Origin of the sequence: Halomonas sp. MMSF_3323 (genome assembly GCF_030733595.1) — a bacterium.
In the GTDB taxonomy this organism is placed as follows: Bacteria; Pseudomonadota; Gammaproteobacteria; order Pseudomonadales; family Halomonadaceae; genus Halomonas; species Halomonas litopenaei.
In genome coordinates this window covers 103,516-119,742 of sequence record NZ_JASHIT010000014.1, presented here as the reverse complement: position 1 = coordinate 119,742, position 16,227 = coordinate 103,516, and the positions used below count along the sequence as shown (strand labels likewise).

The 16,227-nt window shown below is 65.3% G+C and carries 15 protein-coding genes; 4 read left to right on the top strand and 11 right to left on the bottom strand.

Features of this window, described 5'->3' with window-relative positions; translation table 11 throughout:
* Positions 1-212, bottom strand: a 212-nt coding sequence (locus tag RBB39_RS09435) for a hypothetical protein (RefSeq protein WP_306169053.1), incomplete at its 3' end; no start/stop codon positions are given.
* 382 nt (positions 213-594) lie between these two features.
* Positions 595-1,590, bottom strand: a complete 996-nt coding sequence (locus tag RBB39_RS09430) for a LysR family transcriptional regulator (protein ID WP_124804587.1) — start codon at positions 1,588-1,590, stop codon at positions 595-597.
* A 638-nt stretch (positions 1,591-2,228) separates the two neighbouring features.
* On the opposite strand from RBB39_RS09430, the gene dctP reads away from it, so the two are divergent.
* From dctP to RBB39_RS09410, 4 genes are read left to right on the top strand one after another with little or no spacing between them, the layout of a single operon-like run.
* Positions 2,229-3,242, top strand: a complete 1,014-nt coding sequence (gene dctP / locus RBB39_RS09425; RefSeq protein ID WP_185696439.1) for a TRAP transporter substrate-binding protein DctP — start codon at positions 2,229-2,231, stop codon at positions 3,240-3,242.
* Between the two features lie 13 nt (positions 3,243-3,255).
* Positions 3,256-3,771 carry a TRAP transporter small permease gene (locus RBB39_RS09420; protein WP_306169052.1) on the top strand — a complete coding sequence of 172 codons (516 nt, stop codon included), beginning with the start codon at positions 3,256-3,258 and terminating at the stop codon, positions 3,769-3,771.
* A 3-nt stretch (positions 3,772-3,774) separates the two neighbouring features.
* Positions 3,775-5,079: a TRAP transporter large permease subunit gene (locus RBB39_RS09415; protein ID WP_108132012.1), complete on the top strand. Its 1,305-nt coding sequence runs from the start codon at positions 3,775-3,777 to the stop codon at positions 5,077-5,079.
* Between the two features lie 11 nt (positions 5,080-5,090).
* Entirely contained in the window at positions 5,091-5,762 is a 672-nt protein-coding gene (locus RBB39_RS09410) for an RraA family protein (RefSeq protein ID WP_240184207.1), read from the top strand.
* A gap of 289 nt (positions 5,763-6,051) precedes the next feature.
* On the opposite strand, the gene ahpF is transcribed toward RBB39_RS09410, so the two are convergent.
* The 9 genes from ahpF to RBB39_RS09365 form a co-directional block, all read right to left on the bottom strand.
* On the bottom strand, positions 6,052-7,608 hold the full coding sequence (gene ahpF / locus RBB39_RS09405; RefSeq protein WP_045992347.1) for an alkyl hydroperoxide reductase subunit F: 1,557 nt from the start codon (positions 7,606-7,608) through the stop codon (positions 6,052-6,054).
* Positions 7,609-7,944: 336 nt separating this feature from the next.
* Positions 7,945-8,508 (bottom strand): alkyl hydroperoxide reductase subunit C, encoded by a 564-nt coding sequence (gene ahpC, locus RBB39_RS09400; RefSeq protein WP_045992348.1) that lies wholly within the window; start codon positions 8,506-8,508, stop codon positions 7,945-7,947.
* 221 nt (positions 8,509-8,729) lie between these two features.
* The gene (locus RBB39_RS09395) at positions 8,730-9,431 is read right to left on the bottom strand and encodes an RNA polymerase sigma factor FliA (RefSeq protein WP_108132021.1); all 702 of its coding nucleotides are present in this window, start codon (positions 9,429-9,431) and stop codon (positions 8,730-8,732) included.
* A gap of 22 nt (positions 9,432-9,453) precedes the next feature.
* The gene (locus tag RBB39_RS09390; RefSeq protein ID WP_306169051.1) at positions 9,454-9,888 is read right to left on the bottom strand and encodes a flagellar protein FlhE; all 435 of its coding nucleotides are present in this window, start codon (positions 9,886-9,888) and stop codon (positions 9,454-9,456) included.
* Between the two features lie 2 nt (positions 9,889-9,890).
* The gene (gene flhA / locus RBB39_RS09385; protein ID WP_213231730.1) at positions 9,891-11,972 is read right to left on the bottom strand and encodes a flagellar biosynthesis protein FlhA; all 2,082 of its coding nucleotides are present in this window, start codon (positions 11,970-11,972) and stop codon (positions 9,891-9,893) included.
* A gap of 49 nt (positions 11,973-12,021) precedes the next feature.
* Positions 12,022-13,200: a flagellar biosynthesis protein FlhB gene (gene flhB, locus RBB39_RS09380; RefSeq protein WP_045992351.1), complete on the bottom strand. Its 1,179-nt coding sequence runs from the start codon at positions 13,198-13,200 to the stop codon at positions 12,022-12,024.
* Positions 13,201-13,361: 161 nt separating this feature from the next.
* A complete protein-coding gene (gene cheZ / locus RBB39_RS09375; protein ID WP_213231734.1) occupies positions 13,362-14,024 on the bottom strand; it encodes a protein phosphatase CheZ in 663 nt (220 codons plus the stop codon).
* Between the two features lie 26 nt (positions 14,025-14,050).
* A complete protein-coding gene (gene cheY, locus RBB39_RS09370) occupies positions 14,051-14,440 on the bottom strand; it encodes a chemotaxis response regulator CheY (protein WP_045992353.1) in 390 nt (129 codons plus the stop codon).
* 41 nt (positions 14,441-14,481) lie between these two features.
* Positions 14,482-16,200 carry a methyl-accepting chemotaxis protein gene (locus tag RBB39_RS09365; protein ID WP_052704318.1) on the bottom strand — a complete coding sequence of 573 codons (1,719 nt, stop codon included), beginning with the start codon at positions 16,198-16,200 and terminating at the stop codon, positions 14,482-14,484.
* Positions 16,201-16,227 lie beyond the last annotated feature (27 nt).

Below are 16,227 nucleotides of genomic sequence, written 5' to 3'. Positions count from 1 at the left end.
ACGTCCATCATGATCACGGCTTCCGGGGTCTCGCCTTCGCTGTAGGGCTCGGCGGTGATCACCCGGCGATGGTTGAGCTGTTCCCTCAGGGGGATAAGGCCGCCCCCGTGCTCATCGGCGGTGAATTCGGTCGGCACGGCCGGGCGCTGGCCGGTGTCTGCGATGGCCTCGGTGGGGAAGGGCCGATGCCCGGGGATCATGCCGTCATCCATCCTCAGTGCCCTCCCGTCACGTTTGGCTGGTCGCCAGGTACCGATGGCAGCTCATGAGATGGGGATGAAGGAACGAGGGTAGATGGCACGGTGGATCCTCCCTGAACGACGCCGTGGTCCGACTCTGGAGGATCCTACTGGCGAGGCGAGGCCGGGACAGCAGGAAGAAGGTGCTTTCAGAGGGGGCTTACGCCAGAAACATCCATGTCGTCCAAGATGTGCCGCAAAATGTCGAGTTCAGGCGTTATCGACGCGGGGCGGGCAGGGCGCGTTCTGGTGCAAACGCGAAACGACCCAGGAGACACCTGTGCAAAGAGTCTTGCTGGTGAATGGGGAGGACCGGCGACGTCGGTGTATCCGGCTCAGCTCCGATCCTCGTTCGTCAGGGCGTATCGTCGAAAGCGAGGGGCGCCTGGGCGGCGTCGGCCACGTCGATACCGGTGGTCAGGCGGTGCTCCATGGGCACCTTGGCCATGCAGGTGAGGAAGAACTCGATGAAGGTTGTCTCCGCCACGCTGGCGCGGCCTTCGTGGTGCCACATCAGGTGCAGGTCGATGTCGGCCACGCCGTCGTAGGGCGGCAGCGGCCACAGCTCGCCGTCCGCCACCTGCCGAGCCACCAGGTGCTCCGGCAGGCAGCCGATGCCCCAGCCGGCCATGACCATGCGCTGGATCTCCTGCAGACGACTGGACTGCCCCACCACCGGGCCCTTGAGGCCGTGCTGGGCGCGGAACACCGCCAGCGGCGACAGCACCCCGTCGAGCTGCTCGCTGCCGAAGGACACGTAGGCCTCCTGCTTGAGTTCTTCCATGGGCAGGCTGTCGCGGCCGAACAGGCGATGGCTGCGCCCGCAGTACAGCCGATAGCGCTGGCGCGCCAGCACCTGACTGTCGAGGTTGTCCGGGCAACTCTGGGCCAGACAGATACCCAGCGCGCTCTGGCGTTGTGACAGGGCGTGCTGCACCTCCTGACTCGACATGTCCTCGATCTCGAAGGTGATCTGCGGATAGCGGTGATGGAAGGCCGCCAGCACGCTGTCGAGAAAGCGACACTGGATACCGGTGATAAAGGCCAGCGAGACGTGGCCGGCCACCTCCGGGTCCGACTCCCCCACCGAGGCCGCCAGGCGTGCCACATTGGCGTAGATATCCACCGCCTCGCGGTACACCAGCTGACCCGCCTGGGTCACCCGAAAGCGATGGCTGTCGCGCTCGATCAGCTTCTGGCCCAGCCGTTCTTCCAGCCGTTTCAGCGACAGGCTCACCGCCGGCTGAGACAGGTACAGGCGCACCGCCGCCTTGCTCACGCTCTCTTCCTGCACGATGACGATAAAGGTCCGCAGCAGGTTCCAGTCCAGGGTGTCGTGAATCGGCCGCATCACCGGCTCCTTTCATTTCTGTCAGCAAGAGGCGCTCGTGCGGACGATCTGTCCTCGCCGAAGGCGCCCTGATGTTGGCCTGTGTATGGTTGGCCAAGCTGTTGTCAGAGAATACACCGTCGGCCGTTGCCGGGCATGGGTTACCTCCTGCCAGCTTCGGCCTGGTCGAGGGTAACCGGCCAGGCGAGTCGATCCCTTCTTGCTGGAAAGAGCTGTTCTTCTGCTGAAAGGTGGCCGATAGGGTGTCGAAATTGTCGCCTGTGGCAATAACGACGATGGAGCTTGGCGGGCGCCTATACGAAAGAGGGTGTTTTATATAGGTCGTTGTATTATATGGTTTATCAGGCGTTATTGGGGTTTTGTCTCATCATGTTTGGCGTAAAATACTTCGAGGTAATAGCCCTTTAATACGAGATTTTTCACAAGATAGTGCTCTTTATTTTTCTGGTTTTTATATTTTCATTTTGTTGTATAAATTCCGTAAATTCTACATATTAAAAATCGAAAAACTCGATCGGTGCCTTTCCATTGACCCCGGTGTGTCGGCCTGACTAGATTGAAGTGGTATCGAAGATCCTTCTGCCGGACGCATCCCGCCTCGGCCACGGATGATAACAACCATAAACGCGAGGAAGACCATGAATCGCTCCCTGTCCCGACTCTCCCGCTCCATCCTGACCGTGTCCGCGCTGTCGCTGTCTGCCCTGTCACTGTCGGTGCTGTCACCCGATGCCCAGGCCACCGATCTGCGCATGCTGTCGAGCTACGACCTGACCTCGGCCTACACCCGCGAAGTCGCCCAGCGCTACATCGACAAGGTCCAGGGCGCCAGCGACGGCGAGGTCTCCATCAGCCTCAATGGCCCCGACGTGGTGCCGCCGTTCGAACAGCTGCAGCCGGTCTCGGTGGGGGTGTTCGATCTGCTCTACACCCACGGCGCCTACCACACCAACACCACCGGTGTCGGCGCGGCCATGGATGGGGTCTTCGTCGATCCTGCCAAGACCCGCGAGTCTGGCCTTTGGGACTTCATCGACAACCACTACAACGAGCTGGGCCTGAAGCTTCTGGCGATTCCGCCGCTCGGCTCCAGCGGTTTCCAGTACGTGCTCAAGGAGCCCATCGAAGGCTCGCCGGGCCTCGAGGGACGTCGTCTGCGCGGCAGCCCCACCTACACCAACGTGACCCAGGGCCTGGGTGGCACGCCGGTGCTGATGTCCAGCGGCGACGTCTACTCCTCGTTGGATCGTAACGTCATCGACGGCGCCGCCTGGGGCCTCAACGGCGTCGAGGATCTTGGCTGGCACGAGGTGGCGGGCTACTTCTCCAAGCCCACCTTCGGCCAGACCTACACCTACCTGCTGATGAACCTCGACACCTTCAATGGCCTCAGCGAGCAGGAGCAGTCGGTGCTGCTGGCCCAGGGCGAGGCGCTGGAAAGCGAGATCGCCGGGGTGCTCGACGAACTGGCGGTCGAGGAATGGGCGCGCCTGCGGGAGCTCGGCATGCACGAAACCGAGTTCGCCCCGGAAGACGCCGAGCGTCTCGACGAACTGGTGACCGAAGGCATCTGGCAGCTCGGCCTCGACAAGTCGCCGGAGGCGGTGGCCAAGATGCGCGAGATCGCCGAAAGCAACGACATGACCCCCTGATCGGATCGCTCCCATGCTGGCTACCCTTGCCCGTTGGCACGATGGCCTCACGCGATTCGGCTTCTACCTCGGCGGTGCCACCCTGTGTGGCATCGTCGTGTGTTTCTGGATCGAAGTGGTGGCCCGCTACTTCTTCAACGCCCCGACCCTGTGGTCGAGCTCCATCGTCGCCTACTGCCTGTGCCTGTCGGCCAGCCTGGCCATGCCGGAACTCGCCCGTACCCGTGGGCACATCGCCATCAGCGTGCTGCAGGACAGCCTGCCCGCCGCCCGTCGACAGGGCTTCGAGCGCTTCACCTCGCTGCTGACCGCGGCGGTGTGCGCGCTGGCGGCCTGGATGCTGATCAGCGAGAGCCTTCGCCAGTTGGCCAGCGGCACCACCACCGCCATGGGGCTCGATATCCCCAAGGTGTGGGTGTCGAGCTTTATCGGCTACGGCTTTTCCAATACCGCGCTGCACTTTCTGCGGCGCGCGCTGCTGCCCGCCACCGTCGAGTGGCCCAGCGAAAGTCCACGGCAGGAGGCGTAGACGATGGAGTGGTATGTCACCCTGGGCCTGGCCGTCGCCCTGCTGATGGGGCTGTTCGCCCTAGGCGTGCCGGTGTTTGTGGCCTTTCTGGCGATCAACGTGGCCGGCACCTTCTGGCTGATGGGCAGCGCCGGCTTCGGCCTGTTTGCCAACAGCGTCTATGACACCGTCACCTCGGAGACGCTGACCACCATCGCGCTGTTCGTGCTGATGGGCGAGCTGCTGTTCCGATCGGGCTCCATCGACGTCATCTTCGATTCCCTCGACACCTTGATGGGGCGCATCAAGGGCCGCCTGTACTTCTTCGTGGTGGCCCTGTCGACGCTGTTCGGCGCGCTGTCCGGCTCGGCCCTGGCGGTGACCGCCATGCTCAGCCGCTCGGCGCTACCGACGATGCAGCAGCGTGGCTACGACGACCGTCTGTCGATCGGCCTGATCCTCGGCGGCGCCGGCCTTGCACCGATCATCCCGCCGAGCCTTCTGGTGATCATCATCGGCTCCATGGTCGACGTTTCCATCGCTCGCCTTTTGATCGCCGGCATCATTCCGGGCATGCTGCTGGCCGGGTTGTTCGTGACCTACGTGGTGGTGCGCATGATGCTGGACCCGTCGCGGGCACCGGCGGTGGACGACTCGGGCGGCGGCAACTGGCGCCAGCGCGGTCGAGCGCTGGCCAACATGGCGCCGTTCTCGATCATCATCTTCTCGGTGCTGGGGCTGATGATGCTGGGGGTGGCGACGCCGTCTGAGTCCGCCGCCACCGGTGTGCTCGGGGCCATTCTGGTGGCCTTCTACTACCGCAAGTTCAGCCTCAAGATGGCCGGACAGGCGCTGCTGTCGTCGCTGTCGATCAGCGCCATGATCATCACCATCCTGGCCTGCTCCAAGCTGTTCAGTCAGCTTCTGTCCTTTACCGGGGCCACCTCCGGGCTGGTGGCCGCCGCCACCGCCATGGACCTGGACACCGGCCTGATGCTGCTGCTGTTGATGCTGATCCCGCTTATCGCCTGCATGTTCATCGACCAGATCGCCTTCATGATGGTGGTCATCCCGATCTACGCCCCGCTGGTCAAGGCCTACGGGTTCGACCCGGTGTGGTTCTGGACGCTGTTTCTGATCAACCTGGCGGTGGGCAGTCTGACCCCGCCGTTCGGCTACAACCTGTTCGCGGTCAAGGGCGGGGCACCCTCGGTGTCGATGCCGACCATCTACGCCGCCGCCTGGCCGATCGTGCTGTGCTTCCTGTTCGGCATGCTGATGCTGTACTGGGTGCCGGGACTGATCACCTGGCTGCCGAGCCTGATATAAGGAAAAACGCTGTGTACACCATCGCCGACCTGCCCGCCCCGCTGGACCCCGCCCGCCATCAGCGCCTGCTCGAGTGCGAGACCGCCACCATCGGCCACTTCCGCGAAGAGGGCTTTATCGACCCCGAGATCCGCTGCCAGCTCGACGCGGTGCGGGTAGCCGGGGTCGCCGTGACCCTGTCGCTGCCGCCGGGAGACGGCACCCTGCTCAACCACGCCATGCGCCTTCTGCGTCCCGGCGATGTGCTGGTGATCGATCGCCAGGGCGATCGTCGTCACGCCTGCTGGGGCGGGGTGCTGACCGAGGTCGGCTCGCACCTGGGACTGGCCGGGGTGATCATCGACGGCACCGCCACCGACCTTGCGACCCTGCGCGCAAAGCGCTTCCCGGTGTGGAGCCGCGGCGTCTCGTCGCTGACCACCAAGCTCGACGACCAGGGCGGCGCCATGAACCTGCCGGTCAGCGTCGGTGGGGTGGTGGTGTCCGCCGGCGACGTGGTGCTGGCCGACGAGAACGGCGTGGTGGTGCTGCCACCGTCGGAGGTCGACGCGGTGATCGACCACACCCTGGAACTGCAGCGCCAGGAAGAACGCATCCTCGAGCGACTGGCCCAGGGGGAGTGCCTTCCGGACATCAGCGGAGCAAGTTCAATGGTGGAACGTCGACTGACGCCGTCGAACTGACATTGGTCTCTCCTGCACGACCAACAGGCCAAAAAAAACTGCCCCGAAGGGGGCGGCATGTGTCCTGTGTCGGGGATGCGCTGAAGTGATGTCGACCGTCGTCAAGCAGGGTGCCGTGACACACCATCGTGATGCTACGGCGTACTGGTGGACGGCGATCAATAACCAAAAAAAACCGCCCCGAAGGGCGGCAGGCTAGTCACGACCTTCCTGGTCGTGGACACCGCGGCCAGGGAAGCCAGACGGTGTCTTCAGGGAACACGGCTTTGTCGTGGTCGGGGGCTCGACCTTACTGACGAATCAGGTAGTCGAAGGCGCCGAGGGCGGCGGTGGCACCTGCCCCCACGGCGATGACGATCTGCTTGTAGGGCACGGTGGTGACGTCGCCGGCGGCGAAGATACCGGGGACCGAGGTCATGCCGTGGGCGTCGGTGATGATCTCGCCGCGTTCGGACAGCTCGATCGGCGAGTCCTTGAGCCATTCGGTGTTGGGCACCAGGCCGATCTGCACGAACACACCTTCCAGCTCGACCTGCTTGAGCTCGCCGCTGGCGCGCTCTTCATAGCTCAGGCCGGTGACGCGGTTGCCGTCGCCGTTGATCTCGGTGGTGCGGGCACCGGAGATGATCTCGACGTTGGGCAGACTTCGCAGCTTCTTCTGCAGCACGGCGTCGGCACGCAGCTCGTCCATGAACTCGAACAGGGTCACGTGGGCGACGATGCCGGCCAGGTCGATGGCCGCCTCGACGCCGGAGTTGCCGCCGCCGATGACCGCGACGCGCTTGCCCTTGAACAGCGGGCCGTCGCAGTGCGGGCAGTAGGCCACGCCGCGGTTGCGGTACTCGGCCTCGCCGGGCACGTTCATCTCGCGCCAGCGGGCGCCGGTGGCCAGGATCAGCGTCTTGGCGCGCAGGCTGGCGCCGGAGGCGAAGCGCACCTCGTGCTCGCCGCCCGGCTCGCTTGACGGCACCAGAGCTTCTGCACGCTGCAGGTTCATGATGTCGACGTCGTACTGCTTGACGTGCTCTTCAAGCGCGGTGGCAAGCTTGGGCCCTTCGGTCTCCTGCACCGAGATGAAGTTCTCGATGGCCATGGTGTCGAGCACCTGGCCGCCGAAGCGCTCGGCGGCGACGCCGGTGCGGATACCCTTGCGCGCGGCATAGATGGAGGCGGCTGCTCCGGCGGGACCGCCGCCGATGGTCAGCACCTCGAAGGACTCCTTGGCGCTGATCTTCTCGGCTTCACGCTTTTCGGCGCCGGTGTCGACCTTGGCCAGGATCTGCTCGAGGGTCATGCGGCCCTGGTCGAAGGGCTCGCCGTTGAGGTAGACACTCGGCACCGACATGATCTCGCGGGCCTCGACCTCATCCTGGAACAGGGCGCCGTCGATGGCGTCGTGGGAGATCCGCGGGTTGAGAATGGCCATCAGGTTCAGCGCCTGGACCACGTCCGGGCAGTTCTGGCAGGACAGCGAGAAGTAGGTCTCGAAGTGCATGTCCGCGTCCAGCGCCTGGATCTGTTCGATCACCTCGGCGCTGGCCTTGGGCGGATGCCCGCCGACCTGCAGAAGTGCCAGCACCAGCGAGGTGAACTCGTGGCCCATGGGGATGCCGGCGAACACCACCCCGGTGGGGGCGCCATCACGATAAAGGGCGAACGACGGCGTGCGTGGGTCCGTGCCTTCGGTGGACAGGCTGATGTGGTCGCTGAGCGCGGCGATGTCGCTGAGCAGGCCGTGGAGTTCCCTGGACTTGTCGCCGTCATCGAGGGTGGCGACAAGCTCGAAGGGGCGGGTGACACGTTCGAGATAGGCTTTCAGCTGTTGCTTGAGAGAGTCGTCCAACATGACAGCGGCAATCCTGATAAAAATCGGAAAATGGTAGTCTGCGGCGGGAGCGTAGTGCCGGTATCGGCGAACTGGCCGATCATTGGGCCGCAGAATCCCCACCGGGCCGAAGGGCCCGATCTCGCATAAGCGACTGGTAGGACGACCGAGACGAACGACCCGGTGGGGAAAAGGGTGTCACCTCAGGGGTGACGGGCGCCTCTGGCGAGGCGCCGTGACTGCGACAAGGGACACTAAGGCTGAGTCAGCCAGCCTTGGCGCAGTCACATCTTGCTCAAGACACTTTCGGTCAAGTGTCAGATCTGGCGGACAAGTGTCAGATCTTGCGGACAAGGCTTAGATCTTGCCGACGAGGTCCAGGGACGGCGCCAGGGTCTCTTCGCCTTCCTTCCACTTGGCCGGGCACACCTCGTTGGGGTGGGCGGCGACGTACTGGGCAGCCTTGACCTTGCGCAGCAGCTCTTCGGCGTTGCGGCCGATGTTGCCGGCGTTGATCTCGACGATCTGGATCTTGCCCTCGGGGTCGATGACGAAGGTGCCACGCTCGGCCAGGCCGTCTTCCTCGATCAGTACCTCGAAGTTGCGCGAGATGGTCAGGGTCGGGTCGGCGATCATCGGGAACTGCAGCTTGCCGATGGTCTCGGAGCTGTCGTGCCAGGCCTTGTGGGTGAAGTGGGTGTCGGTGGAGACGCTGTAGATCTCGACGCCCAGCTTCTTGAATTCTTCGTAGTTGTCCGCCAGGTCACCAAGCTCGGTCGGGCAGACGAAGGTGAAGTCGGCCGGGTAGAAGAAGACGATGCTCCACTGGCCTTTCATGTCGTCGCTTGAGACGTCGACGAACTCGCCGTTGTGGTAAGCGGTGGCCTTGAACGGCTTGACTTCGGTGTTGATCAGGGACATTCCCGTCTCCTTTGAGCGATGGGTGTATTGTCTGAAGACAGGGCTCACCTTACGCAGAAACGAGCAATTGGATAAATTGAATGGTCCGATAATCCTGATAAGAGATGGCTATGGGGTGGCTGTTCCCTTTAGTCGGCCGCTCTTTCTAACCTGCCGTTTTGCCGGTGGTTTTCTTCTTTCGCTTTCTTCTTTCGCTTTCTTCGCTGAGTTGTCGGAGCGGCTCAGTGCTCGCTTAATCGCGCGCGCAGTCGGCTCACCGCCTGGCTATGGATCTGGCACACCCGGGACTCGCTGACTCCCAGCACGGCGCCGATCTCCTTGAGGTTGAGCTCCTCCTGGTAGTAGAGCGCCATCAGCAGTTTTTCCCGCTCGGGCAGCTCGGCGATGGCGGCGACCAGCGCCTCGCGGCGTTCGCCGTCGAGCAGTTCGGCCAGCGGCGCCATGCCGATCTGGTCGCTGAAGCGATGCTCGTTGCCTTCGGCGAGCAATTCCTCGAAGGGCATCAGCTGGCCATTGTTGACGTCGCTCAACAGGCGTCGGTAGCTGACCAGGTCCATGTCCAGCGCCTCGGCGATCTCGTGTTCCTCCGGGGGGCGGCCGAGGCGCTGCTGCAGCTCGCGGGTGGCCTCGTCCAGTGCCCGGGCCTGGCGGCGTACGCTGCGCGGCAGCCAGTCGCGGCTGCGCAGTTCGTCGAGCATGGCGCCGCGCACCCGCTGGCTGGCGAAGGTCGTGAACTGGGCGCCCTGGCTTGCATCGAAGCGCCCCAGCGCCTCCAGCAGGCCAACGATGCCGGCCTGGATCAGGTCATCCAGGTCGACCCCGGCGGGCAGCTTGACCTGCAGCGCCAGGGCCTGGCGACGCACCATGGGGAGGTAGGCTTCGAGCTGGGACTGATGCTCCATTCTGCCTTGTGCGGTGTACATGGCACTTTCCTCTGGGACAGCCTCAACGGTGGTTGACGATCACGCTCATGCCGTCGACAACGAGCGGCGACTCACCATCCAGGAGACGAAAACGAAAGACGAAGGGGCCGGCGGCGTCGAGGCCGGCGAAGTGTTCGGTGCTGCCGTGGGCGGCCTTAAGGCGAAGGCAGCGCTGTCCATGGCACAGGCGACCCTGCAGGCGGGCGCCAGGCGCTGCGTGGTAGCGCCACACCACCCGTTCGATCACACCCTCGACGCTGGCGGAGGGCGGGCTCAGCGGTCGCGACGACTGGTCGAGCTGGCTCGAGGCGACGGTCATGCGCGGGGCGTTGGCGGTCCAGGCACCGGGGAAGGCCTGGGCGCCGCTGGCGATCAGCCACAGTGCCAGCAGGGCGAGTGTCGCCAGGCGTCTCGGCGTAATCCGGGTTCTCCGGGCAAGGATCAAGGTTGGGAGCATGGTCACATTCCCCCGACCTGATGGGTGACGCGCAGCATGCGGTCGTCGGGGATCTCGGCCTGGGACATCACCACCAGGTGGCGCAGTCGACGGCGCAGGAAGCGTGCCAGCACCGGGCGCAGGCTCGGGGTGACCACCAGCACCGGCGGCTCGCCGGTGGCCTCGTGGCGACCCAGCGCCGCCTCGGTCTGGTCCATCAGGGTCTGGGCCAGGCCCGGCTCCAGGGCGCCGTTGCCGTTCATGGCCTGGTGCAGCACCTGTTCGAGCTGGGGCTCGAGGCCGATGACGTTGAGCGATTCCTGGCCGGCGAACCACTGCTGGGTGATGGCGCGGCCGAGCGCGATGCGCACCAGGGCGGTCAGCTCGGTGGGGTCCTGCTGATGGGGTGCGTGCTCGGCCAGGGTATCGAGGATGGTGCGCAGATCGCGGATCGACACGTCCTCGTCCAGCAACTGCTGCAGTACTCGGGTGAAGGCAGTCAGCGACAGCGCCTTGGGCACCACCTCCTCGACCAGCGACTTCTGCTCTGCGCTGAGCTTGTCGAGCAGCTTCTGCACCTCCTGGCGCCCCAGCATCTCGGAGGCGTGGCGGTGCAGCAGGTGGTTCAGGTGGGTGGCGACCACGGTGCTGGCGTCGACCACGGTGTAGCCGTAGACCTGGGCGCGTTCGCGCTGGCTGGCGTCGATCCACACCGCCGGCAGGCCGAAGGCCGGGTCCTGGGTCGGGGTGCCGTCCAGCTCGCCGGACACCTGGCCGGGGTCGATGGCCAGCCAGCGCCCGGGCCAGGCCTCGGCGCGGCCGATCTCGGCGCCCTTCAGGGTGACCCGGTAGGTGGAGGCGTCCAGCTCCAGGTTGTCGCGGATATGCACCACCGGTGGCAGGAAGCCGACCTCCTGGGCGAACTTCTTGCGCACGCTCTTGATCCGGCCAAGCAGTTCGCCCTGCTGGCGCGCGTCGACCAGCGGAATCAGCCGGTGGCCGACCTCCAGGCCCAGGGTATCGACCAGCTGGACGTCGTCCCAGCTCGCCTCCGGGGCTTCCGGGGGTGGCGGCGGGGCGGCGCTTTCCTGCTCTTCGACCAGGCGCTTCTCGGACTGGCGGGTCAGCCACCAGGCCAGGGTCGCAAGCAACCCGGTAAACAACAGGAACACCAGGTTGGGCATGCCCGGCACCAGGCCCAGCAGACCCATCACCCCGGCCGCCAGGATCAGCACCTTGGGATTGACGAACAGCTGGCTGATCATCTGCTGGCCGACGTCCTGGTCGGTGTTGACCCGGGACACCGTGACGCCGGCGGCGGTAGAGATCACCAGCGCCGGGATCTGGGCCACCAGGCCGTCGCCGATGGTCAGCAGGATGTAGGTGCGGGCGGCGTCGGAGAAGGCCATGTCGTACTGCATCAGGCCGATCATCAGCCCGCCCAGCACGTTGACCACCATGATGATCAGGCCGGCCATGGCGTCGCCGCGCACGAACTTGCTGGCGCCGTCCATGGAACCGTAGAAGTCGGCCTCCTGGGCCACCTCGGCGCGCCGTCGCTTGGCGTCTTCCTCGCCGATAAGACCGGCGTTGAGGTCGGCGTCGATGGCCATCTGCTTGCCCGGCATGGCGTCGAGCATGAAGCGTGCGCCCACTTCGGCGATGCGCCCGGCGCCCTTGGTGATGACCATGAAGTTGATGATCACCAGGATCAAGAACACCACCAGACCCACCGCGAAGTTGCCGCCGACCAGAAACTGGCCGAAGGCCTCGATGACCTTGCCGGCGGCGTCGCCGCCTTCGTGGCCATTCATCAGCACCACCCGGGTGGAGGCCACGTTGAGCGATAGCCGCAGAAGGGTGGTGAACAGCAGCACCGCAGGGAAGGCGGCGAAGTCCAGCGGCTTTTCGGTGAACATGCTGACCAGCAGCACCATCACCGCCAGGGCGATGTTGAAGGTGAACAGCACATCCAGGGCGAAGGGCGGCAGCGGCAGGATCATCATCGCCAGGATCATGATGATCAACAGCGGGCCGGCCAGCACCTTCATCGGGATCTCGGCCATCCAGTCGCGGCGGGTCAGGTACTGGGACAACGGCTTCATCCGTGGTCTCCCGCCGGGCTGGCGATGGCGCTGTGGTCAGGCGCTGGGGTCATGGTTGTCTCTCGTCTGCTGTCACATTGCGCTCTGGCGTGGAGGCGGCCACGGCAAGCTCTGCCGGCACCTGGATGGATTCTGGGGCGGGCGGCGGCGTCTCGCCTTCGCTGGCGGCGCGTTTGAGGCCGAAGGCCCAGGCCAGCACCTCGGCCACCGCGGTGTAGAGCTCCATGGGAATCTCGCGATCCAGATCCACGTGGCGGTACAGGGTGCGCGCCAGGGGCGGCGCCTCGAGCAGTGGCACGCCGGCCTCACCGGCCAGCTCGCGGATGCGCGCGGCCACCGCGTCGGCGCCCTTGGCGACGACCCGTGGTGCGCCCATGCTGCCTTCGCGGTAGCTCAGCGCCACCGCGTAGTGGGTGGGGTTGGTGACCACCACGTCGGCGTCGGGCACCTGGCTCATCATGCGGCCTCGGGCCATGGCCTGCTGCTGCTGGCGGATGCGGCCCTTGACCTGGGGGTCGCCCTCGGACTCCTTGTGCTCCTGCTTGATCTCTTCCTTGCTCATGCGCAGCTTCTTGGCGTGGCTCCATAGCTGGTAGGGCACGTCGATCAGGATCACCACCACCAGGGTCAGCACCATCAGCGCGCTTGCCTCGGCGGCCAGCTTCATCGATGCCGCCAGCGCCGCCGCGATGGGCAATTCCATCAGGCTCAGCGCCTCGCCCCGATGCAGGTAGACGAAGCCCAGGCCGACCCCGCCCACCAGCACCGACTTGGCGATGGCCTTGCCCAGCTCCGCCAGGGCCTGGGTGGAGAACATGCGCTTGAGGCCCTTGACCGGGTTCAGCTTCGACGCCTGGGGCTTGAGCGCCTTGGCCGACACCAGCCAGCCGCCGAGCAGCGCCGGCGCCACCAGCGCGATCAGGGTCAGCAGCAGAAACAGCGGAATCAGGCTAAGCAGGGTGCGACTGCCCAGGTCCAGCGCCTGGGACAGCATCGGCATGGTCTCCATGGCCTCGCGGCGCTCGAACAGGAAGGCCTGCTCCATCACGCTGCCCAGCTGGCCGTAGAGCATGGCACCCATGGACCACAGCCCGACCACGCCGCCGAGCAGCAGCATGAAGGTGGCGAGTTCCCGCGAACGCGCTACCTGGCCTTCCTCGCGCGCCTTCTCAAGGCGTCGCGGGGTGGCCTCTTCGGTCTTTTCCTGATCGCTGGAGCTGTCGGCCATGGGGGATCAACGGGCACAAGTTCTGGTATGGCCCATTGTCCCTTGGGCAGGCCAGTTCAAAGGCCCGAAAAGGTGACGAGAAAGAGGGCTTACCCCCTGATGGGGGAAGCCCTGTGTGATCCCGGGAAGGGATGGTAGGCGCGCGGCCCTTGGCGAGGCGGCTAGAAACCCAGTTCGTCGAGCAGGTCGTCGACCTGGTCCTGGCTCGCCACCACGTCGTTGCTCTCAGGCTTGACCTGGGGGCCGTTGAGCAACGAATCCTCGTTGCGCCGGCGCAGGCTGTCACGGGCTTCGCTCTCGGGCACGCTGTCGATCAGCACCTGCACCAGCTGGTCCTCGATCTCGCGGATGACGTCCATCATGCGCTTGATCACCTGGCCGGTCAGATCCTGGAAGTCCTGGGCCATCAGGATCTCCAGCAGCTCCTTCTGGGTGGCCTGGGTGTTCTCCGGCACCATCGTCAGGTAGGCACGGGTGTCGCTGACCAGGTCGCGGGCCTCGTCGAGCTCCTTGGGGGCGTCGAACCACTGCTGCCAGCGATCGTCCAGCGCCTTGGCGTGTTCGCTCAGACTATCCTGCAGCGGCTGGGCGCGGTCGATGGCGTTGAGCGAGCGTTCTGCCGCCTGTTCGGTCATGGTGGCAACGTAGCTAAGGCGGTCACGGGCGTCGGGGATGGCCTCTGCGGCCTTTTCGATCTCCTTGTCCAGGCCCAGCTCGCGCATGCTTTCACGCAGCATGCGGGTCAGTTGGCCGATGCGCTGGACCAGGTCGTCGCCCTGGGCGTTGGGCCCGGGGGCGGCGCTGGCGATCTGCTGTTGTGTCATCGTTGTCTCCTCGTGGCGCCAGGGCGTCACATACCGAGCTTTTCGAAGATCTTGTTGAGTTTTTCTTCGAGGGTGGCGGCGGTGAACGGCTTGACCACGTAACCGTTGGCGCCGGCTTGCGCCGCGGCGATGATGTTTTCCTTCTTGGCCTCGGCGGTCACCATCAGGACCGGCAGTGACTTCAGGGCATCGTCGCCACGGATGGCCTTGAGCATCTCCAGGCCGTCCAGGTTGGGCATGTTCCAGTCGGAGACCACGAAGTCGAAACCGCCTTCACGCAGTTTTGCCAGGCCGTCCTGGCCGTCCTCGGCCTCTTCCACATTGGTGAAGCCCAGCTCCTTGAGCAGGCTGCGCACGATGCGGCGCATGGTGGGAAAGTCGTCCACCACCAGGATGCGCATGTTCTTGTCGGCCATTGATACGGGTCCTCGTCGTCGTTATCGCTTGGGGTGGAGGCCTAGAAGGCCTCCCATTCGGTTTCGTCGTGTCGCTGGCTCGCGCGGGCCTCGGGCTCGCGGCGACCATCGCTGCTGTCTGTGCTGCGGCCATCGTTATCAAGGTCGTCAGGGCCGCTGCCAGTTCTCGCGGTCAGCGGCTGCCCCGGCGCGCTTGACGGCATGTCAGGGCCATCTGTCTCGAGCCCTGCTGGCAGGCGGAACACTTCCACCTCGGCGGCCAGCTGGCGCGCCTGCAGTGCCAGGTCTTCGGCGGCGCGTGACACCTGCTGCACCAGCGAGGCGTTCTGCTGGGTGGTCTGGTCCATCTGTACTACCGCCTGGCCGATCTGTCCGATGCCGTCGCTCTGCTCGCGGGAGGCCACGGCGATCTCGTCGACGATGTCGAGCACCCGGCGCACCGAGCTGACCACCTCTGCCATGGTCTCGCCGGCCTGGCGGGCGAGTCGGGTACCACCGTCGACGCGGCTGGTGGAGGTCTCGATCAACGACTTGATGCGACCGGCGGCCTCGGCGCTGCGACTGGCCAGGCTGCGGACCTCGCCGGCGACCACCGCGAAGCCGCGGCCCTGTTCGCCGGCCCGTGCCGCCTCCACCGAGGCGTTGAGCGCCAGGATGTTGGTCTGAAAGGCGATGGCATCGATCATCCCGGTGATCTCGCTGATCTGGCGCGAGTCCTGGCTGATGGTTTCCATGGTCTCCACCACCTGGCTGACCACCTGGCCACCCTGCTCGGCGGTGGTTGAAGCCTGGCTTGCCAGATGGCGTGCCTGGCCGGCGTTGTCGGCGTTCTGGGACACCGTGGTGGTGAGCTGCTCCATGCTGGCGGCGGTCTGTTCGATGGAGGCCGCCTGCTGTTCGGTGCGGGTCGCCAGATCGACATTGCCCGAGGCGATCTCGTGGCTGCCGCTGGCCATGCGGGTGCCGCCCCGGCGAACCTCGCTGACGGTCTGGCCAAGCTTGTGCTGCATTTCCTGCATGGCACGAAATAGCTGGCTGATCTCGTTGTCGCCCCGCACCTGGATCGGTCGCGACAGGTCGGCGTGGGCGATGGCGTCCAGGCTCTCCACCGCCCGTGCCAGCGGCTTGATCACCAGGCTTTTCAACAGCAGGTAGGCGCCGGCGATGGCCAGCAGGATCATCGCCAGGGCCGCCAGCTCCAGCCCGCGGTCCAGGCGTGACTGACGCTCGAAGTCGCTGACGATGGTGTTGCCGCGGGCGTCGGCGTAGCTGCTGAACGCATCGAGTGCCTGGTTGAGCTCGGCAAGTTCGGGGGCAAGCGCCAGGCTACCGGCCTCGAAGCCTTCGCTGTTGCCCTCGCGCAGTGCCTCGATCAGCTTGACGGCGCCGTCCATGACCACCGGGTAGCGGTCCTCGATGCGCCCGCCGACGGCCTCGCCCTGGGGGGTGCGCGGCACCGCTGCGAAACGGTCGAAGTGGGACTCGGCACTGACGATCAGCTCCTGGGCCTTGTCCAGCCGATCCAGTTGCTGGCTGGTGGCGGCGACCTCGATCTCCAGCAGTGCCTCATTGAGCAGGGCGTCACCGCGATTGACCGCGTTGAGCTGCTCGACGTTGATGCGGTTGAGCAGCGACAGGGTGTCGGCAGCCTTGTGACTGCTCAGCATGCCGATCCCCAGGCCGATGACCGAGGCGACCAGCAGGCTGGCCAGCATCACGACCATCAGGGTGTGCAGGCGAATATTGCGTAGTAGTGACACGGTGAACTCCTTGAGCGAATACGCCCG

What these genes read in the sequence shown, in the direction of transcription:
- RBB39_RS09430 (WP_124804587.1), bottom strand. Translation starts at nt 1,590, where the DNA reads ATGCGGCCGATTCACGACACCCTGGACTGGAACCTGCTGCGGACCTTT.
- dctP (WP_185696439.1), top strand. Translation starts at nt 2,229, where the DNA reads ATGAATCGCTCCCTGTCCCGACTCTCCCGCTCCATCCTGACCGTGTCC.
- RBB39_RS09420 (WP_306169052.1), top strand. Translation starts at nt 3,256, where the DNA reads ATGCTGGCTACCCTTGCCCGTTGGCACGATGGCCTCACGCGATTCGGC.
- RBB39_RS09415 (WP_108132012.1), top strand. Translation starts at nt 3,775, where the DNA reads ATGGAGTGGTATGTCACCCTGGGCCTGGCCGTCGCCCTGCTGATGGGG.
- ahpF (WP_045992347.1), bottom strand. Translation starts at nt 7,608, where the DNA reads ATGTTGGACGACTCTCTCAAGCAACAGCTGAAAGCCTATCTCGAACGT.
- ahpC (WP_045992348.1), bottom strand. Translation starts at nt 8,508, where the DNA reads ATGTCCCTGATCAACACCGAAGTCAAGCCGTTCAAGGCCACCGCTTAC.
- RBB39_RS09395 (WP_108132021.1), bottom strand. Translation starts at nt 9,431, where the DNA reads ATGTACACCGCACAAGGCAGAATGGAGCATCAGTCCCAGCTCGAAGCC.
- RBB39_RS09390 (WP_306169051.1), bottom strand. Translation starts at nt 9,888, where the DNA reads ATGCTCCCAACCTTGATCCTTGCCCGGAGAACCCGGATTACGCCGAGA.
- flhA (WP_213231730.1), bottom strand. Translation starts at nt 11,972, where the DNA reads ATGAAGCCGTTGTCCCAGTACCTGACCCGCCGCGACTGGATGGCCGAG.
- flhB (WP_045992351.1), bottom strand. Translation starts at nt 13,200, where the DNA reads ATGGCCGACAGCTCCAGCGATCAGGAAAAGACCGAAGAGGCCACCCCG.
- cheZ (WP_213231734.1), bottom strand. Translation starts at nt 14,024, where the DNA reads ATGACACAACAGCAGATCGCCAGCGCCGCCCCCGGGCCCAACGCCCAG.
- cheY (WP_045992353.1), bottom strand. Translation starts at nt 14,440, where the DNA reads ATGGCCGACAAGAACATGCGCATCCTGGTGGTGGACGACTTTCCCACC.